The organism is Bradyrhizobium sp. NBAIM18 (assembly GCF_020193825.1).
Taxonomy (GTDB): Bacteria; Pseudomonadota; Alphaproteobacteria; order Rhizobiales; family Xanthobacteraceae; genus Bradyrhizobium; species Bradyrhizobium yuanmingense.
Genome location: NZ_JADYVO010000021.1, coordinates 49,478 through 67,491 on the forward strand (window position 1 = coordinate 49,478; position 18,014 = coordinate 67,491).

The 18,014-nt window shown below is 65.6% G+C and carries 16 protein-coding genes; 15 read left to right on the forward strand and 1 reads right to left on the reverse strand.

All coding sequences use genetic code 11. The annotated features are described in order from the left end of the window. Positions 1-51 precede the first annotated feature (51 nt). Positions 52-984 (forward strand): N-carbamoyl-D-amino-acid hydrolase, encoded by a 933-nt coding sequence (locus I6F17_RS31080; RefSeq protein WP_225127692.1) that lies wholly within the window; start codon positions 52-54, stop codon positions 982-984. A 5-nt stretch (positions 985-989) separates the two neighbouring features. Beyond that, positions 990-1,649, forward strand: a complete 660-nt coding sequence (locus I6F17_RS31085; RefSeq protein ID WP_225127694.1) for a flavin reductase family protein — start codon at positions 990-992, stop codon at positions 1,647-1,649. Here I6F17_RS31085 and I6F17_RS31090 read toward each other — a convergent pair. Continuing rightward, a complete protein-coding gene (locus I6F17_RS31090) occupies positions 1,646-2,308 on the reverse strand; it encodes an aspartate/glutamate racemase family protein (RefSeq protein ID WP_036005298.1) in 663 nt (220 codons plus the stop codon). The two genes, I6F17_RS31085 and I6F17_RS31090, sit on opposite strands and share 4 nt — an antisense overlap. A gap of 56 nt (positions 2,309-2,364) precedes the next feature. Here I6F17_RS31090 and hydA point away from each other — a divergent pair, with 56 nt between their 5' ends. The 13 genes from hydA to I6F17_RS31155 all read left to right on the forward strand — a co-directional run bounded on the left by hydA (position 2,365) and on the right by I6F17_RS31155 (position 17,963). Beyond that, positions 2,365-3,834, forward strand: a complete 1,470-nt coding sequence (hydA, locus tag I6F17_RS31095) for a dihydropyrimidinase (RefSeq protein ID WP_225127705.1) — start codon at positions 2,365-2,367, stop codon at positions 3,832-3,834. A 16-nt stretch (positions 3,835-3,850) separates the two neighbouring features. Continuing rightward, on the forward strand, positions 3,851-4,825 hold the full coding sequence (locus I6F17_RS31100) for an NAD(P)-dependent oxidoreductase (RefSeq protein WP_225127707.1): 975 nt from the start codon (positions 3,851-3,853) through the stop codon (positions 4,823-4,825). A 1-nt stretch (position 4,826) separates the two neighbouring features. Beyond that, positions 4,827-5,576 (forward strand): SDR family oxidoreductase, encoded by a 750-nt coding sequence (locus tag I6F17_RS31105; protein WP_225127709.1) that lies wholly within the window; start codon positions 4,827-4,829, stop codon positions 5,574-5,576. After that, the gene (locus I6F17_RS31110; protein WP_225127711.1) at positions 5,573-7,009 is read left to right on the forward strand and encodes an NAD(P)/FAD-dependent oxidoreductase; all 1,437 of its coding nucleotides are present in this window, start codon (positions 5,573-5,575) and stop codon (positions 7,007-7,009) included. Before I6F17_RS31105 ends, I6F17_RS31110 begins: the two co-directional genes overlap by 4 nt. Positions 7,010-7,128: 119 nt before the next feature. Beyond that, positions 7,129-8,748 (forward strand): ABC transporter substrate-binding protein, encoded by a 1,620-nt coding sequence (locus tag I6F17_RS31115; protein WP_225127713.1) that lies wholly within the window; start codon positions 7,129-7,131, stop codon positions 8,746-8,748. Positions 8,749-8,776: 28 nt separating this feature from the next. Continuing rightward, positions 8,777-9,811, forward strand: a complete 1,035-nt coding sequence (locus I6F17_RS31120; protein WP_036034903.1) for an ABC transporter permease — start codon at positions 8,777-8,779, stop codon at positions 9,809-9,811. Further along, complete coding sequence (locus I6F17_RS31125; protein WP_036005271.1) at positions 9,808-10,656, forward strand: ABC transporter permease; 849 nt, start codon at positions 9,808-9,810, stop codon at positions 10,654-10,656. The genes I6F17_RS31120 and I6F17_RS31125 overlap by 4 nt, the downstream gene beginning before the upstream one ends. Then, a complete protein-coding gene (locus I6F17_RS31130) occupies positions 10,653-12,323 on the forward strand; it encodes an ABC transporter ATP-binding protein (protein WP_225127715.1) in 1,671 nt (556 codons plus the stop codon). Before I6F17_RS31125 ends, I6F17_RS31130 begins: the two co-directional genes overlap by 4 nt. 146 nt (positions 12,324-12,469) lie before the next feature. Continuing rightward, the gene (locus tag I6F17_RS31135; protein ID WP_225127728.1) at positions 12,470-14,074 is read left to right on the forward strand and encodes an ABC transporter substrate-binding protein; all 1,605 of its coding nucleotides are present in this window, start codon (positions 12,470-12,472) and stop codon (positions 14,072-14,074) included. Between the two features lie 17 nt (positions 14,075-14,091). Further along, positions 14,092-15,033: an ABC transporter permease gene (locus I6F17_RS31140; protein WP_036023577.1), complete on the forward strand. Its 942-nt coding sequence runs from the start codon at positions 14,092-14,094 to the stop codon at positions 15,031-15,033. Beyond that, a complete protein-coding gene (locus tag I6F17_RS31145; RefSeq protein ID WP_036034858.1) occupies positions 15,030-15,953 on the forward strand; it encodes an ABC transporter permease in 924 nt (307 codons plus the stop codon). Before I6F17_RS31140 ends, I6F17_RS31145 begins: the two co-directional genes overlap by 4 nt. Positions 15,954-15,984: 31 nt before the next feature. Further along, the gene (locus tag I6F17_RS31150) at positions 15,985-16,974 is read left to right on the forward strand and encodes an ABC transporter ATP-binding protein (protein ID WP_225127730.1); all 990 of its coding nucleotides are present in this window, start codon (positions 15,985-15,987) and stop codon (positions 16,972-16,974) included. Continuing rightward, complete coding sequence (locus I6F17_RS31155; RefSeq protein WP_225127732.1) at positions 16,971-17,963, forward strand: oligopeptide/dipeptide ABC transporter ATP-binding protein; 993 nt, start codon at positions 16,971-16,973, stop codon at positions 17,961-17,963. The genes I6F17_RS31150 and I6F17_RS31155 overlap by 4 nt, the downstream gene beginning before the upstream one ends. The last annotated feature ends 51 nt before the right edge of the window (positions 17,964-18,014 follow it).

Consider the following 18,014-nt stretch of genomic DNA (forward strand, 5'->3'; position numbering starts at 1 on the left):
GAAGATCCTGCAAGCCGACGCTTCCCCCCAGACATCACCAGGAACTCGCTGATGCGCATCGTCAATGTCGCCGCCGCCCAGATGGGCCCGATTCAGAAAGCCGACAGCCGCGAGGCCGTGGTCAAGCGCATGATCGCGCTGATGGACGAAGCCAAGAGCAAGGGTGCCGACCTGATCGTCTATCCCGAGCTGGCGCTGACGACGTTCTTCCCGCGCTGGTACGTCGAGGACCGCGCCGAGTTCGACATCTGGTTCGAGCGCGAAATGCCGAACGCAGCGACCAGGCCGCTGTTCGAGCGCGCGGCGCAGCACGGAATGGCGATGAATTTCGGCTATGCCGAGCTGACGCCCGATGGCCACCACTTCAACACCGCGATCCTGACCGACAGAACCGGCAGGATCGTCGGCAAATACCGCAAGGTGCATCTGCCTGGCCATGTGGAATACGACAGCAAGCGCTCGCACCAGCACCTGGAGAAGCGCTATTTCGAGCCGGGCGATCTCGGCTTCAAGGTCTGGCGCGAGCTCGGCGGCATCATCGGCATGGCGATCTGCAACGACCGCCGCTGGCCCGAGACCTATCGCGTCATGGGCCTGCAGGGCGTCGAGATGGTGCTGATCGGCTACAACACGCCGTCCGTAAATGCCGAGAAGAGTGAGGAGGGCGTCGAGAAGCGCCTGTTCCACAACCGCCTCTCGGTGCAGGCCGGCGCCTATCAGAACGCGACCTGGGTGGTCGCGGTCGCCAAGGCCGGCGTCGAGGATGGTCACCCGCTGTTCGGCGGCAGCCTGATCGTCGATCCCAACGGCGAGATCGTCGCGGAGGCGAAGACCGAAGATGACGAAGTTCTGGTTCATCCCTGCGACCTCGATGCCACGACGTTCGGCAAGACCACGATCTTCGATTTCGCCCGGCATCGCCGCATCGAGCATTACGGTCTGATCACCAGCCAGACCGGCGCGGTGCCCCCGCCGGAGAAGTGACGCCGATGGCTGACAAGGGCATATCCTTGCGTGAACTCGATCCGCGCGATCGCTACAAGCTGCTTTGCGGCGTGGTGGTGCCGCGGCCGATCGCGCTGGTGACGACGTTGGATGAGAACGGGGCGGTGAATGCCGCGCCGTTCAGCTTTTTCAACGTGTTCTCCGAAAGTCCGGCGCTGATCGTGCTCGGGCTCCAGCACAAGCCGGATCACTCGCCGAAGGACACCACCCGCAACATCCATCGCGACGGCGAGTTCGTGGTGCACATGGTGGACGAGGCGCTGTCGGGCGCGATGAACGACTGCGCGGTCGATTTCCCCTCCGGCGACAGCGAGGTCGCCGCGACGGGCCTGGCGACGCTTCCCTCCGTCGACGTGAAGGTGCCGCGTCTCGCCGCGGCGCCCTTCGCGCTGGAATGCCGGCGCCATGTCGTGCTGACCTTCTCGCCGGATCGCGAGCTCCTGGTCGGCGAGCTCTTGCGGGTTCACGCCCGCGAGGGGCTTGTCGACACCGCCAACATGTATGTCGATCTCGACGCCTATCGGCCGATCGGCCGCATGTTCGGCAATCTCTACACCACCCAGCGGGACACGTTTGCCCTTGTCCGCGAGAGCCATGCGCAATGGCTCGCGCGCCAGGGTGCCAAAGAGCTAAAGGACGCCTAGTGAGCCGAGAACTGCACCGTACCCAGCGCCATGGTAACGGCCGCCTGCGTCGGGTCGATGACGGGAATCCGCAGCGCGTCTTCCAGCGCGCGGCGATGGCGCGCCATGCCAGCGCAGCCCATCACGACGGCGCGGGCACCGTCCTCGTCGCGCAGCGCGCGGCCGACCTCGATCATCTTGGCGAGCGTACCTTCGCCCGAAGCGGTTTCGGCGACGCTCATGTTCAGCGGCCGCTCGCCGGAGAAGCGGTCGGTCAGGCCCATCTGCCTGAGATAGCGCATGTGACGCGGGATCGAACGCTGGGCGATCGCGATGACGCCAAAAGTCTCCGCGCGGGAAAGCGCCGTCAGCACGCCGCACTCGGCGATGCCGAACACGGGGCGGTCGGTGCCTTCCCGGCAAACTTGCAGCCCGGGATCGCTGTAGCAGGCGATGACGAAGGCGGCCGAGCTGTTGTCGCTTTCGACCAGCTTTCGCAGTGGGATCGCAACGCTGTCTGCGTCCGCCTGGCTTTCAATGCCGAACGGACCTTCGGCCAGCGTCTGGCAGACCACTTCCGGCCCGCCCTCGAAATCGAGCGGCTTCAACGCATCCTCCAGCCCCTGCGTGACCTTGTGGTTGGAGTTCGGGTTGATGACGAGAATGCGCGGCCGGGACATGATGATCTTCCTGCGAGATTTAGCGAACGTGCCTTGAGCCTATCACGGAGTGCCGCATGACTGAACCCGCTTACGACATGATCATCCGCGGCGGCCGCGTCGCCACCACCACAGACGTCTTCGAGGCCGACGTCGCCATCTCCGGCGAGACCATTGCGGCCATCGGCCGCGGGCTTCCGCCCGCAAAGCGCGAGATCGACGCGCGCGGCAAGCTGGTGCTGCCCGGTGGGGTCGACAGCCATGCCCATATCGAGCAGCTGTCGGCCGCCGGCATCATGAACGCCGATACGTTCGAGAGCGCCACCGTCTCCGCCGCCTTCGGCGGCACCACCACGGTGATTCCGTTCGCAGCTCAACATGTCGGCATGAAGCTGCCTGAGGTCGTCGAGGATTATCACGCACTGGCGAAGAAGGGTGCGGTGATCGACTACGCCTTTCACATGATAATTGCGGACGCGACCAAGGAGACGGTCGAGGAACACATTCCCGCACTGGTGAAGCAGGGCCATGCCTCGATCAAGATCTTCATGACCTATGACCGCCTCAAGGTCGATGACGAGCCGCTGCTCGACATCCTGCTCGCGGCGCGCCAGTCCGGCGCGATGCTGTGCGCCCATGCCGAGAACCACGGCATCATCGCTTGGATGGTGAAGCGGCTGCTCGCACGTGGCTACACCATGCCGAAATACCACGCCGTCAGCCACGCCCGCGTGTCGGAAGCCGAAGCCTTCACCCGGCTGATCGGCATGGCCGCGCTGATCGACCAGCCGATCATGATCTTCCACGTCTCGACCGCCGAAGGCGCCAAGGTGATCCGCGACGCGCGCGGACAGGGGCTCAAGGTCTTTGCCGAGACCTGCCCGCAATACCTGTTCCTGACCGCCGCTGATCTCGATAAGCCTGGCGCCGAGGGGGCGAAGTGGATGTGCAGCCCGCCGCCGCGCACGCATGCCGACCAGGAGGCGCTGTGGCAGGCGCTCTCGCTCGGCGATCTCCAGACCATCTCGTCGGACCACGCGCCGTATCGCTATGACGAGACCGGCAAGCTGCGCGCCGGCCCCAATCCGAATTTCAAGCAGGTCGCCAACGGCCTGCCGGGCCTGGAGCTGCGGCTGCCGCTGTTGTTCGACGCGATGGTGTCGAAGGGCCGGCTGGGCCTGGAGAAATTCGTCGAGCTGACCGCGACCGCCCCGGCAAAGATCTACAACCTGCATCCGCGCAAGGGCTCGATCGCCGTCGGCGCCGACGCCGATATCGCGATCTGGGATCCAAACCGCGAGGTCACCATCGCCGACGAGATGATGCACGACCTCGCCGGCTACACGCCGTTCGCGGGGCGCAAGCTGAAGGGCTGGCCAGTGTCGGTGCTGTCGCGCGGCCGCGTGATCATCGAGGGCGACAAGTGCCTCGCGAGCGCCGGCAGCGGAAAATTCCTGGCGCGCAGCGGCGGCGAGGCGGCGAGGCCCACCGGCCGGCTCGTTGCCGACATGGATCCGGAGCGGAATTTCGGAGCAAAGCTGCTGTGATGATGGATCGCGCGCGATGAGGATCGTCATCTTCGGCGGCACCGGCTTTGTCGGCCTCAATCTCGCCGAGGTGCTGCTCGCGCGCGGGCACGAGGTGACGCTGCATGATCGTGCGGCGTTGCCGGCGAGTGCACAAAGATCTCTGGCTGACTACGGCGCGCGGATAAATGCCGTGCAGGGCGATATTAGCGACACAGACACCATCGACGCCCTGATTGCAAAGGGCTGCGATGCGATCGTACTGGGTGCCGCGGTCACCGCCGGCGATGACCTCGAACGGGCATCGCCCGCGCGCGTTCTCGAGATCAACGTCATGGCCCAGATCCCGATCCTGCAAGCCGCGATCCGCCATGGCGTTCGCCGCGTTGTCAATCTCTCGTCGGCCTCAGCCTATGGTGCTGCGGGTCAGCGTCATCAGATCCTCGACGAGGAAACGCCCTGCGATCCCGTCTCGTTCTACGCCATCAGCAAGTTCACTTCCGAGCGGTCGGCGGCGCGGCATGCCGAGCTGTTTGGCGGCGATTTTCTGAGTGTGCGCTTAAGTGCCGTATTTGGTCCGTGGGAGCGGCCAGGTTCGGTGCGCGATACGCCGAGCCTCCAATATCAGATATTGGCCGCATTCGCGCGCGGCGAGCCGGCGCTGCTGCCGGCGCCAGGCATCAAGGATTGGACCTACGCGCCGGACGCTGCCGAGGCCGTGGCTGTGCTGATCGAAGCCGAGCGGCCGCGCCATCGGCTCTACAATATCTCCAGCGGCGCGGCCTGGTCGGCGCTGCAATGGGGCGAGGCTTTTGCGGCGCTGCATCCCGGGCTGGAGTGTCGGCTGGCGGAGCCGGACGAGAAGACCTTCATCAAGCTTCATGGAGGCGATCGCGCGCCGCTCTCAGTGACGCGAATGGCCGACGAATTCGGCTGGCGCGCGCGGTTCGGCTGTGCGGAGTCAGCTGCCGCCATGAGCGCCTGGTGGATGCAGCACAGGGAGGGGATCTGAGATGCGGCTGCAGGGGCGCACGGCCATCATCACCGGCGCGGGCTCCGGCATCGGCCGCGCCAGCGCAAAACTGTTCGCGGAGGAGGGCGCGCGCCTTGCTTTGGTCGATCGTGACGCCGCGGGCCTCGAGGAAACGCTGAGCCTTATCGGCGAAGCGACGAGGCAGATCGGCGACGTCGGCGATGGCGCATTCGCCGAAACCGTCGTCGGCGACGTCGTGGCCCGGCATGGTCGGCTCGATATCCTCATGACCGCGGCTGGCTTCTCCTGTGGTGGCACGGTGCTGACGACGAGCCTGGAAGACTGGGACGCGGTGTTCCGCGCCAATGTCGGCGGCACCTGGCTGTGGGCGCGCGCCGCGGTGCCGCAGATGCAGCGGCAGAACAGCGGCTCGATCATCACGCTGGCATCGCAGCTCGCCATTGCCGGCGGCAAGGGCAACAGCGCCTATATCGCCGCCAAGGGCGCGATCATCAGCCTGACGCGGACCATGGCGGTGGATTTCGCAACCGACGGCATCCGTGTCAACGCGATCGCGCCCGGCGCAATCGAGACGCCGATGCTTCGCCGCAGCTTTGCCCGTCATGCCAATTCCGAGCAAGTGCGCGAGGCCTCGCGCAACCGCCACGCCATGAAGCGCTTCGGCCAGGCCGAGGAGATCGCGCAAACCGCGCTGCATCTCGCGAGCGATGCTTCGTCGTTCACGACCGGCACCGTGATGGTAGTCGACGGAGGCTGGCTCGCCGCATGAGTGAGACGCTGACCCAGCTCGAAGCCGACATTCACGCCGATCTCGCTCGGATCGCGCATCCCGGCGCGGCGTGGCTCGAACCGAAAGCGGGGCCAGACGGCAAGCCAGCGCTGGATGTTCTCATCATCGGCGCCGGCCAGTCCGGCATCGCCATCGGCTTCGGCCTGCTGCGCTCGCGCGTCAGCAACATCCTGCTGATCGACAAGGCCGAAGAGGGCAAGGAGGGCCCGTGGCTCACCTACGCCCGGATGCCGACGCTCCGCAGCCCGAAGGACTACACCGGGCCCGACCTCGACATCCCCGGCCTGACGTACCAGTCCTGGCACGAGGCCCGCTTCGGCAAGGCGAGCTGGCAGGAGCTCGGCCTGATCGCGCGCGAGCATTGGGCTGAGTATCTGCTCTGGCTGCGGCGCACGGTCGGCTTGCCGGTGCGCAACGCTTGCGAGCTCAAGGAGATCGCGCCGGCGGCTGACGGCCTGCTCGCTGCGCGCGTGAAACGGGCAGGAGAGGTCGAAACGCTCTATGCGCGGAAAATCGTGCTTGCGACAGGGCAGGAGGGCATGGGCGGTTGGATGATTCCGGAGCAGCTGGTGCATCTGCCGGCGAGCTCTGTTGCAACCGTCGCCGACGACATCGATTTCGAAAGCCTGCGCGGCAAGCGCGTCGCCGTGATCGGCGCCGGCGCTTCCGCCTTCGACAACGCCGCAACCGCGCTGGAGGCAGGGGCCGCCGAGGTGCACTTGCTGTGCCGCCGTGCGCAGATCCAGGTGATCCAGCCCTATCGCTGGCTGACCTTTCGTGGCTTCCTGCGTCATCTCAGCGATCTCGACGATGCCTGGCGCTGGCGCTTCATGCGCAAGATCCTCGAGATGCGGGAAGGATTTCCGCAGCCGACCTATGACCGCTGTGCGCGTCACGCCAACTTCACACTGCACGAGAGCGCGCCGGTCGAAGCCGCGCGCAAGACCGATAACGGCGTTAAACTCCAGACGCCGCGCGGCGCCATCACCGCCGATTTCGTCATCTGCGGCACCGGCATCGACATGGACTTTGCCGGCCGCGGCGAGCTCGCCCAATGTGCCGGCAACATCGCGACCTGGGCCGACCGCTACCAGCCGCCGGAAGACGAACGCAACGAACGGCTCGGCCGCTTTCCCTATCTCGCCGACGACTATGCCTTCACCGAGCGCGAGCAGGGAATGACGCCGTGGATCGCCGACATCCATCTGTTCGCCATCGCCTCGACCATGAGCTTCGGTCCGTCGGGATCGTCGATCAATGCGATGACGACGGCCGTTCCAAAGCTGGTCCACGGCCTGACGCGCGGCCTGTTTCGCGCCGATGTCGAACGGCACTGGGATTCGCTCAGCGCCTATGACGTGCCGCAGGCCGTGGTGACGCGTCAGGCGCGAGAAATGGGGGAATCGCTGTGATCACCCATGCGCCGTCACGACCTCGCGTCCCCCGAAATGTCCGATCGGACTGGCGCGCAACTTGCTTCCTTCTGAACCTGCCTTGCTGGCGTTCTCGTTCGAAATTCAGGGAAAAACCAATGCGTTTTGTGTCTTTCAGACTGGCGACCTCAGTTCTCGCTACCACTGCGCTGCTGCTCGTCGCCACTGCGCCGTCGCAAGCGCAAACCAGGGCAGAGACCTTGCGCTACGTCACCGGCGCCTCCGTCAATACGCTCGATCCCAACATCCCCGGCTCGACCCGCGAATCCTTCGCGTTGAGCATGAGCACCTATGACCGGCTGGTGGCATTCGGCCGCAAGCAGCTCAACGGCAAATGGGTGTTCGACCTCGACACGATCACCGGCGAGCTCGCCGAATCCTATGACGTCAGTCCCGACGGCCTGAAGATCACCTTCCGCTTGCGCAACGATGCAAAGTTCCAGGACGGCTCGCCAGTCACGGCCGAGGATGTCAAGTGGTCGCTCGACCGCTGCGTCACCGCGCCGGTCCTCGGCAAGGCGCAGCTGCTCACGGGCTCGCTGACGTCGGCCGATCAGTTCCAGGTGATCGATCCCCTCACCATCGAGGTGACGCTTCCAAAACCCGACAAGCTTGCGCTGCCTAATCTTGCCACCGTCTACCCGATGATCATCAACTCGAAAGTGGCGAAACAGCACGCGACGGCTGACGATCCCTGGGCCACGGCCTGGCTGAAGGAGCACACCGCCGGCAGCGGCGCCTATGCGGTCGAGAGCTTCAAGCCGGGCGAGCAGGTGATCATCAAGCGCAACGAGGCCTGGAACCGCGGATCGCCGGGCAAGCCGGCGTACTTCAAGCGCGTCATCGTGCAATCGGTGCCGGAGCCGGCGACCCGCGCCAACCTCGTCGAGCGCGGCGATGCCGATCTCGTGCTCGACCTGCAGGCCAGCGACGTGCAGTCGCTGGAGGCCAAGGGCAAGCTCAAGGTAATCTCGACGCCGCAATACAACGCGGTCACTTACGTCTCGATGAACAACCAGATCCCGCCCTTCGACAACGTCAATGTCCGCCGCGCCATCGCTTCCGCGCTGCCCTATGAGGACATGTTCAAGGCGGCCCTGTTCGGCCGCGGCGCGCCGCTGTTCGGCGCGACTTGGCCGGACGGCAAGCCGGCGAACGGCATCTATCCGTTCCAGCAGCCGGTGAAGATGGATCTCGACAAGGCCAGGGAGTACCTGAAGGCTGCAGGTCTGCCCGAAGGCTTCTCGACCACCTTCAGCTTCAATGTCGGCCAGGCCGCGACGGCCGAGCCGATGGCCGCCCTCGTCAAGGAATCGCTTGGCAAGATCGGCATCAAGGTCGAGATCCAGAAACTGCCGGACGCGCAGATGTCGACGCAGATCAACGAGAAGAAGCTGCCGTTCTTCACCGAAGGCATCGTCGCATGGCTGCCGTCGACCGACTATTTCTACCGCAACTTCTACACCGGCACTCAGCGCTGGAATTACTCTTCGATCAACAATCCGGACCTTGCCGCGATTGCGCAGGAGGCCCGCTTCGAGCCGGATAAGGCCAAGTACGAGGAAGCCGGCCGCAAGCTCAACGCGATGCATGTCGACCTGATGCCGCAGATCATGCTTTGGCAGCCCAATCAGGACGCGGTGATGGCACCGTCGATCGAAGGCTACACCTATGAGTTCCACCGCCAGGTGGATTATCGCGATGTCAGCCGCAAGTGACATCCGCGGCGAGCAGGGACGCTGAATGGTGACGACCGGTCTTGGTGCAACGATGGTGCGGGCGGGCAGGCGGCTCTTGTCGTCGCTGCCGGCACTGTTCGGTGTGCTGGTCTTCACCTTCCTGTTGATGCGCGTCCTGCCCGGCGACCCCGCGGTGTTCTTCGCCTCGGGGCCCAATGCCGGCAAGGAGGAGATCGAGCAGATCCGCAAGCAGATGGGCCTCGACAAATCCGTGCCGGAGCAGCTCGTGTTCTATCTCTCCGACATCGGCCACGGCAATCTCGGCCGCTCGATGATGACGGGACAGCCGGTGCTGAAGGACCTGCGCGAGCGATTGCCGGCTTCGCTGGAGCTCACCTTCACCGCACTGCTGATCGCGCTGATCGCGGCGGTGCCGCTTGGGGTGCTGGCGGCGCTACGGCCGGGATCGATCATCGACCACGGCGTGCGGCTGTTCTGCGCACTCGGCGTCTGCGTGCCGACTTTCGTCTCGGGCCTGCTCTTGATCTACGTCTTCTATTATCTGTTCGGGCTGGCCCCTGATCCGACCGGGCGGATCGACGTGTTCACGTCGCTGCCGCCGCAGCGCACCGGCTTCCTCTCGATCGATTTCCTGCTTGCCGGCGACTTCGAGGGCTGGTGGGCTGCCTGCAGGCAGTTGATCCTGCCGGCGGTGAGCATGGCGCTGTTCGTGATCGCGCCGCTGGCGCGGATCACGCGGGCCTCGATGCTGGTCTCGCTCGGCAGCGATTTCGTGCGCACCGCGCGATCGGTCGGATTGTCCTGGCGCAAGGTGGTCGTCACCTATGCGCTCCGCAATGCGATCCTGCCCGTCATCACCATCGCCGGCATCGTGTTCTCGACCATGCTGGGCGCCAACGTGCTGGTGGAGAAAGTGTTCTCCTGGCCGGGCGTAGCCTCCTATGCGCTCGACGCGTTGCTGTCCTCCGACTATGCGCCGGTGCAGGGTTTCGTGCTGCTGATGGCCAGCCTGTTCGTGCTGGTCAATCTCGTCGTGGACATCTGCTACGGCATCGCCGATCCCAGGGTGTCGATCGAATGACCAGCGCCACACTTCGCCACTCGGTCTGGATCCTGCGCGGCAATCCGCTCACGGCGGTGGCCGCGGCCGGGGTGACGCTGTTCGTCCTGGTCGCGATCTTCGGACCGTGGATCGTGCCTTACGACCCCGTGGCCTCGAACGTCTCGGAGGCGCTGCTGCCGCCGAGCGCGGCGCATATTGCCGGCACGGACCAGCTCGGCCGCGACGTGTTCAGCCGCCTCATCATCGCTGCACGACTCGACCTTGCCATCGCTGTCTCCGCGGTCGGAATTTCCTTCGTGATCGGGGCCGTCGTCGGCGCGTTCTGCGGCTATGCCGGCGGACGGCTCGATCGCGCCGTCGGCCGCTTCGTCGACGTGATGATGGCCTTTCCGCTGTTCGTGCTGGCAATGGCGATGGTCGCCGCGCTCGGCAACCGGATCGAGAACATCGTGATCGCGACCGCGATCATCAATCTTCCGTTCTACATCCGCTTCGCACGGGCCGAGGTCAACGTCCGCCGTAATGTCGGCTGGGTCGAAGCCGCGCGCGCCTGCGGCGAGAGCCATTTCTCGGTGGTGCTGCGCTTCCTGCTGCCGAACATCCTGCCGGCGATGGCTGTGCAGATCTCGCTCAATCTCGGCTGGGCCATTCTCAATGCCGCCGGCCTGTCCTTCATCGGTCTCGGCGTCAAGCCGCCGACGCCGGAATGGGGCATCATGGTCGCGGAAGGGGCGCGCTTCATCTCCACCGGACGCTGGTGGCTGGTGGCCTTTCCGGGCCTTGCGCTGATGCTGGCGGTGCTGTGCTTCAACCTCCTCGGCGACGGCATGCGGGACATTCTCGATCCGCGGATGCGCACATGAGCGAGGACCTGCTCAGGATCGACGACCTCCACGTCGCGTTCTCGACGCGGCGGGGCATGGTCGAGGCCGTGCGCGGCGTGACCCTCACCGTCAAGCCCGGCGAGATGCTCGGTCTCGTCGGCGAGAGCGGCTCGGGCAAGTCGGTCACCGGCTTTGCGACGACGCGACTGCTCGATGCAGCCGGCCGCGTCACCGGCGGCAAGATCCTGTTCCGTGGGCAGGACGTCACCAAGCTCCGCGGCGATGATCTGCGCCAGCTGCAGGGCGCCGCGATGTCGATGATCTTCCAGAATCCACGGGCGGCGCTCAATCCGATCCGCGCGATCGGCCTGCAGATCGCGGACGCGATCCTCACTCACAAGCGTATCTCGAAAGAGGCCGCGCGTGCCGAGGCGCTGGACCTGCTGCGCGCCGTTCAGATCCGCGATCCCGAGGCGCGGATGAACGCCTATCCGCACGAGCTCTCCGGCGGCATGTGCCAGCGCGTCATGATCGCGATCGCGATCTCCTGCAATCCTGCACTGCTCATCGCGGACGAGCCGACCACCGGCCTCGACGTCACCACGCAGAAGGTGGTGATGGATCTGCTGGCTGACATTGCCGCCGCGCGAGGCATGGCCACGATCCTGATCACGCACGACCTCGGCCTTGCGGCGCGCTATTGCCGCCGCATCGCCGTGATGGAGCGCGGCCGCGTCGTCGAGGAGGCGAGCCCCGGCATTCTCTTCAGCGCGCCGCAGCACGCCTATACGAGGCGCCTGGTTGCGGCGTCGCCGACGGCGACGTCACGGATCGAAGATCTCGTGACGGAGGAGGACAGAGAGCGTTACGCCACTGTCGTCACCAGGCCCAGGCAGGAGCGAGCGCACGGCACGCCGCCGCTGCTGGAAGTGCGCAAGCTCGCCAAGCGTTTCGATCAGGGCTCTGCTGCGGTTGCCGACTTCTCGATGACGATGGCGGGCGGCGAGAGTGTCGGGCTGGTCGGCGAGTCCGGCTCGGGCAAGAGCACGACCTCGCGCATGATCTGCCGCCTGATCGATCCGAGCGAGGGCGACATCGTGTTCGACGGGCAGTCGATCGGGCACGTGGCGGCGCGCGATTTCCACCGCTCGCCGTTGCGCAAAGACATCCAGATGGTCTTTCAGGACCCCAACGAAAGCCTCAACCCGCGCTTCACGGCGTTCGATTGCATTGCCCATCCCTTGATGCGGCTCGACGGCATGCGCGCGGGCGAAGGCTTGCGCAAACGGGTGGAAGACTGCGCCGAGCGGGTCGGGCTGCCGCTCGATCTGTTGCCGCGGTTTCCGCATCAGCTCTCCGGCGGGCAGAAGGCCCGCGTCGGCATCGCCCGCGCCATCGCCTGCCGGCCGCGGCTCCTGGTGCTGGACGAGCCGACCGCCGCGCTCGACGTCTCGGTGCAGGCGGTGGTGCTGCAACTGCTCGATCGCCTCAGGCGCGAGAACGACATTGCGCTGCTGTTCGTCAGCCACGATCTCAACGTCGTGCGCATGCTGTGCGACCGCACCATCGTGCTGCGCAACGGCGGCATCGTGGAGCAGGGCGAGAGCCGGGCGCTGTTTGATAATCCAAAGACCGACTACACGCGCAAACTGGTGGAGGCGATCCCGCACATCGAGACCGGGCCGACGCTGGCGGCCGCTCTGTGAGCCCCGAACTCGCATTCCTGGACCGCCAAATGGCGAGATCCCGCTGGCGAAGCCGCATTTAGTGGCATACCATTTGCTTGCAAATGGGTTCGGTTTCACTTGCCCTTTGCCAATAGCTGGCATCACGGCATTTCTGGGAGGACTTCATGGATCGCAGGACGGTATTGAAGGGACTGGCTGGCGCGGGCAGCCTGGCGTTGACGGGTGGCCTGTCGGCCCCGGCGATCGCCCAGGGTGCGGCGGCGCGCACCCTGCGTTTCGTGCCCCAGGCCAATCTCGCCAATTTCGACCCGATCTGGGGCACGCAATATGTCGTGCGCAATGCCGCCGCGATGGTCTGGGACACGCTCTACGGCATCGACTCCTCGTTCCGGCCGCAGCGGCAGATGGTCGAGTCCGAGGAAGTGACCGACGACGGCACCACCTGGACGTTCAAGCTGCGGCCCGGCCTCAAGTTCCACGATGGCGAGCCGGTGCTCAGCAAGGACGTCGTGGCAAGTCTGACGCGCTGGTCGGCGCGCGATCCGATGGGCCTGATGATCAAGGCGCTCCAGCAGGAGCTCACGGCCGTCGACGACCGCACCTTCAAATGGGTGCTGAAGCAGCCCTTCCCGAAATTGCTCTACGCGCTCGGCAAGAACAATTCGCCTTGCAGCTTCATCATGCCGGAGCGCATCGCGCAGACCGATCCGTTCAAGCAGATTTCCGAATATATCGGCTCCGGTCCGCTGAAGTTCGCCAAGAGCGAGTGGGTCCCCGGTGCGAAGGCCGTGTTCGAGAAATTCGCCGACTATTCACCGCGGCAGGAGAAGGCGTCCTGGCTTGCTGGCGGCAAGCAGGTGATGGTCGACCGCGTCGAGTGGGTGATCATGCCGGATCCGGCAACCGCGGCGGCCGCGTTGCAGAACGGCGAGATCGACTGGTGGGAGAACCCGATCGCGGATCTCGTTCCGGTTCTGAAGAAGAACAAGAATATCAGCGTCGATATCGGCGATCCCCTCGGCAATATCGGCTCGTTCCGCATGAACTTCCTGTATCCGCCGTTCAACGACGTCAAGGCGCGGCGTGCGGTGCTGATGGCGCTCAGCCAGGAAGACTACATGCGCGCGATCGTCGGCGACGACAATTCGCTGTGGAAGCCGCTGCCCGGCTACTTCACCCCGGATACGCCGCTCTACACCGAAGTGGGCGGCGAGATCCTGAAGGGCAAGCGCGATCTGGACGCCGCCAAGAAGCTGCTCGCCGAGAGCGGCTATTCCGGCCAGCCGGTGACCTGCCTCGTCGCGCAGGACCAACCGATCACCAAGGCAATGGGCGACGTTACCGCCGACCTTCTCAAGAAGCTCGGCATGAATGTCGACTTCGTCGCAACCGATTGGGGCACGGTCGGCTCCCGCCGCGCGCAGAAGACGCCTCCGGGACAGGGCGGCTGGAACATGTTCCACACCTGGCACGCCGGCGCGGATTGCGTCAATCCGGCTCCCTACACCGCCATTCGTGCCAACGGCGACAAGGCTTGGTTCGGCTGGCCGACCAGCGCGGCCACCGAAAAGGAGGTCGCCTCGTGGTTCGAGGCCAAGAACGTCGACGAGGAGAAGGCCGCCATGGGCCGCCTCAACAAGGCGGCGATCGATGACGTCGTCTACGCGCCCACGGGCTTCTTCCTGAGCTACACCGCGTGGCGCAAGAACGTCTCCGGCGTTGCCAAGGGACCGCTGCCGTTCTTCTGGGGCGTGTCGAAGTCCGCATGATCGTGCGCTGAGGCCAGATGCTCTCCTACATCCTCCGTCGCATCGTTGCGACCTTGCCAGTCATGGCGATCGTCGCGCTGTTCGTGTTCAGCCTGCTTTACATCGCGCCCGGTGATCCGGCCGTGGTGATCGCGGGCGATCAGGCAAGCCCGGAGGATGTGGAGCGCATCCGCCAGAGCCTCGGGCTGGACCGGCCCTTCCTGGTCCAGTTCGGAGGCTGGGTCTGGCGCATCCTGCACGGCGATCTCGGCACCTCGATCTTCACCAACCTGCCGGTCTCGGCGATGATCGGGCAGCGTCTCGGACCGACGCTGTCGCTGATGATCGTCACGCTGCTGCTGACGATCGTGGTGGCAGTGCCGCTCGGCGTGGTGGCGGCATGGAAGGCCGGCAGCCTGATCGATCGCGTCATCATGGGCTTTGCCGTGTTCGGATTCTCGCTGCCCGTCTTCGTGGTCGGCTACATGCTCGCCTACATCTTCGCGCTGGAGCTGGAATGGCTGCCGGTGCAGGGCTACACGCCGCTGGCCCAGGGTTTCTGGCCATGGCTGGAAAACCTGATCCTGCCGGCGATCGCGCTCGGCTGCGTCTACATCGCGCTGGTCGCCCGCATCACGCGGGCAGCCATGCTCGAAGTGCTGCAGCAGGACTATATCCGCACCGCCAAGGCCAAGGGCCTCGGGCAGGGCGGCATCCTGTTCATTCACGCTCTGAAGAACGCGGCGGTGCCGATCGTCACCGTGATCGGGATCGGCATCGCGCTCCTGATCGGCGGCGCGGTCGTTACCGAGAGCGTGTTCGCGATCCCCGGCCTTGGCCGCCTCACCATCGATGCCATCCTGCGCCGTGACTATCCGGTGATTCAGGGCATCGTGCTGCTGTTCAGCTTCGTCTACGTCCTCGTCAATCTGATGATCGACGTCGTCTACACGCTCGTTGACCCGAGGATCCGCTATTGACCGACACCACCGTTAATCCGCATTCGCTTCCGGCCGGCCTCGTCCTTGCGCCGCAACTGCCCGAGATCCTGCGGCCGGTCAGGATACGGCGCGGCTTCGTCGGCCTCCTGCGCGGCCACCCGACGGTCGCGATCGGCGGCGCGCTGCTGCTGATGCTGGTCCTGATCGCGATCTTTGCGCCGTACCTCGGCACGGTCGATCCGACCGCGCTTGCGCCCGCCAAGCGCACCCGCGCGCCGTCGGCCGATTTCTGGTTCGGCACCGACGTGCTCGGCCGCGACATCTATTCGCGCGTGCTGTTCGGCGCGCGCGTCTCGCTCACGGTCGGCCTGTCGGTGGCGATCTGCGCCTCGGCGATCGGCCTTGCCATCGGCATGGTCTCCGGCTTCATCCGCTGGGCCGACGGCATCCTGATGCGGTTCATGGACGGGCTGATGTCGATTCCGCCGATCCTGCTGGCGATCGCGCTCATGGCCCTGACGCGCGGCAGCGTCGGCAACGTCATCCTGGCGATCACCATCGCCGAGATTCCGCGCGTCTCGCGCCTCGTCCGCAGCGTCGTGCTGTCCTTGCGCGAGCAGCCCTATGTGGACGCGGCCGTGGCCTGCGGCACGCGCACTCCGATGATCATCCTGCGCCACATCCTGCCCAACACGGTTGCGCCGATGCTGGTCCAGGCGACCTACATCTGCGCCAGCGCCATGATCACGGAGGCGATCCTGTCCTTCATCGGTGCCGGCACACCGCCGACCATTCCGTCCTGGGGCAACATCATGGCCGAGGGCCGCGCGCTCTGGCAGGTGAAGCCCTACATCGTGTTCTTCCCGGCGGCGTTCCTGTCCGTCACCGTGCTCGCCGTGAATCTGCTCGGCGACGGCCTTCGCGATGCGCTCGACCCGCGCATGGCCAAAAGCCTGTGATGTTGTCTGTGATGGATCGAGGCTGATTGCGATGGCTTTGCTCGAAGTCGAGAACCTCCAGACCCATTTCCGCACGCCCGGCGGCATCAACCGCGCGGTCGACGGGATATCCTTCCATGTCAACGAGGGTGAGACGCTCGCCATCGTCGGCGAGTCCGGTTGCGGCAAGTCGGTGACGTCGATGTCCTTGATGCGGCTGATTCCGGAGCCGCCGGGCCGGATCGCAGGCAGCATCCGCTTCGCGGGCAGGGATCTGCTGAAACTGTCCGACCGCGAGATGCGCGCGATCCGCGGCAACGACATCTCGATGATCTTTCAGGAACCGATGACGAGCCTGAACCCGGTGCTCACCGTCGGCCGCCAGATCCGCGAGACCTTGATGATCCATCAGGGCCTCGACAAGCAGGCGGCGGAAGCGCACGCGGTCGAGATGCTGACACTGGTCGGCATTCCCGAGCCGAAACGGCGCGTCGGCGAATATCCGCACCAGCTGTCCGGTGGCATGCGCCAGCGCGTGATGATCGCGGTTGCGCTGGCCTGCAATCCGAAGCTTCTCATTGCGGACGAGCCGACGACCGCCCTCGACGTGACAATCCAGGCGCAGATCCTCAAGCTGATGCTGGACCTGAAGCGCCGGGTCGGTGCGGCCATCATCCTGATCACCCACGATCTCGGCGTCGTCGCCGAGATCGCCGAGCGCGTCATGGTGATGTATGCCGGCCGCAAGGTCGAGGAGGCGCCGGTGGCCGAGCTGTTCCGCTCCCCGCGCCATCCCTATACGCAAGGCCTGCTGGGCGCGGTGCCGAAGCTCGGCTCCTCGCTCGCGGGCACCGCGACCCGCCTCGCCGAGATCCCGGGGCAGGTGCCTGATCTCCGTAAGCCGATTGTAGGCTGCGTCTTTGCCGGCCGCTGTGAGCTCGCGACCGACGTCTGCCGGCAATATGCGCCCGGACTTGAAGAGAAGGGCCCGCGCCACGTCGCCGCCTGCCATTACGCCGCCAAGGGAGCCGTCGCGGCATGAGTCCTCCGCTGCTCCAGGTCAACGACCTCAAGAAGCATTTTCCGGTCAAGAGCGGCCTGTTCGGCCGCAAGTCCGAGTTCGTCTATGCGGTGGACGGCGTCTCCTTCGAGATCGCACGCGGCGAGACGCTGTCGCTGGTCGGCGAGTCCGGTTGCGGCAAGTCGACGGTCGGCCGCGCCATCCTGCGGCTGTTCGAGATCACCTCGGGCCAGGTCATCCTCGATGGCCAGAGGATCGATGACGCCGCACCGGGCACGATGCGCCAGATGCGCCGCCGCGTGCAGGTGGTGTTCCAGGACCCGTTCTCCAGCCTCAATCCGCGCATGCGCGTGCGCGACATTCTCGCCGAGCCGATCCGCAATTTCGGCCTCGCCAAATCTGCCGAGGATCTTGAGGTCCGTGTCACATCGCTGATGGACACGGTGCGCCTGCCGCGCGAGGCGCTGAACCGCAGGCCGCACGAGTTCTCCGGCGGCCAGCGTCAGCGCATCGGCATCGCGCGGGCGCTGGCGGCCGAGCCCGAGCTGATCGTCTGCGACGAGGCGGTCTCCGCGCTCGACGTTTCAGTCAAGGCGCAGATCGTCAATCTCTTGCAGGACCTGCAGCGCGAGTTCGGCCTAGCGCTGCTCTTCATCAGCCACGATCTCGCCATCGTCGAGCACATGACCCACCGCGTCGCCGTGATGTATCTCGGCAAGATCGTCGAGGTGGCTCCGCGCCGCGAGATCTTTGCCGCGCCAAGGCATCCCTACACCAAGGCGCTGCTTTCGGCCGTGCCGCTGCCGGAGCCCGGAGCCCAGCGCAATCCCATCATTCTCAAGGGCGACGTGCCGAGCCCGATCAACCCGCCGAAGGGGTGTCGCTTTCACACCCGTTGCCCGTTCGTGTTCGACCGCTGCCGGAGCGAGGAGCCGACGCTGCGCGCGGCAGGAGCCGACCAGTGGGTGGCCTGTCATCTGGAAGAAGCTGCGCCGGCAATGAGCAGCTGAAGGGACCTGACGCCAGTGCGCGTCGCACACTCACGCCGACGCGTGGCGGTG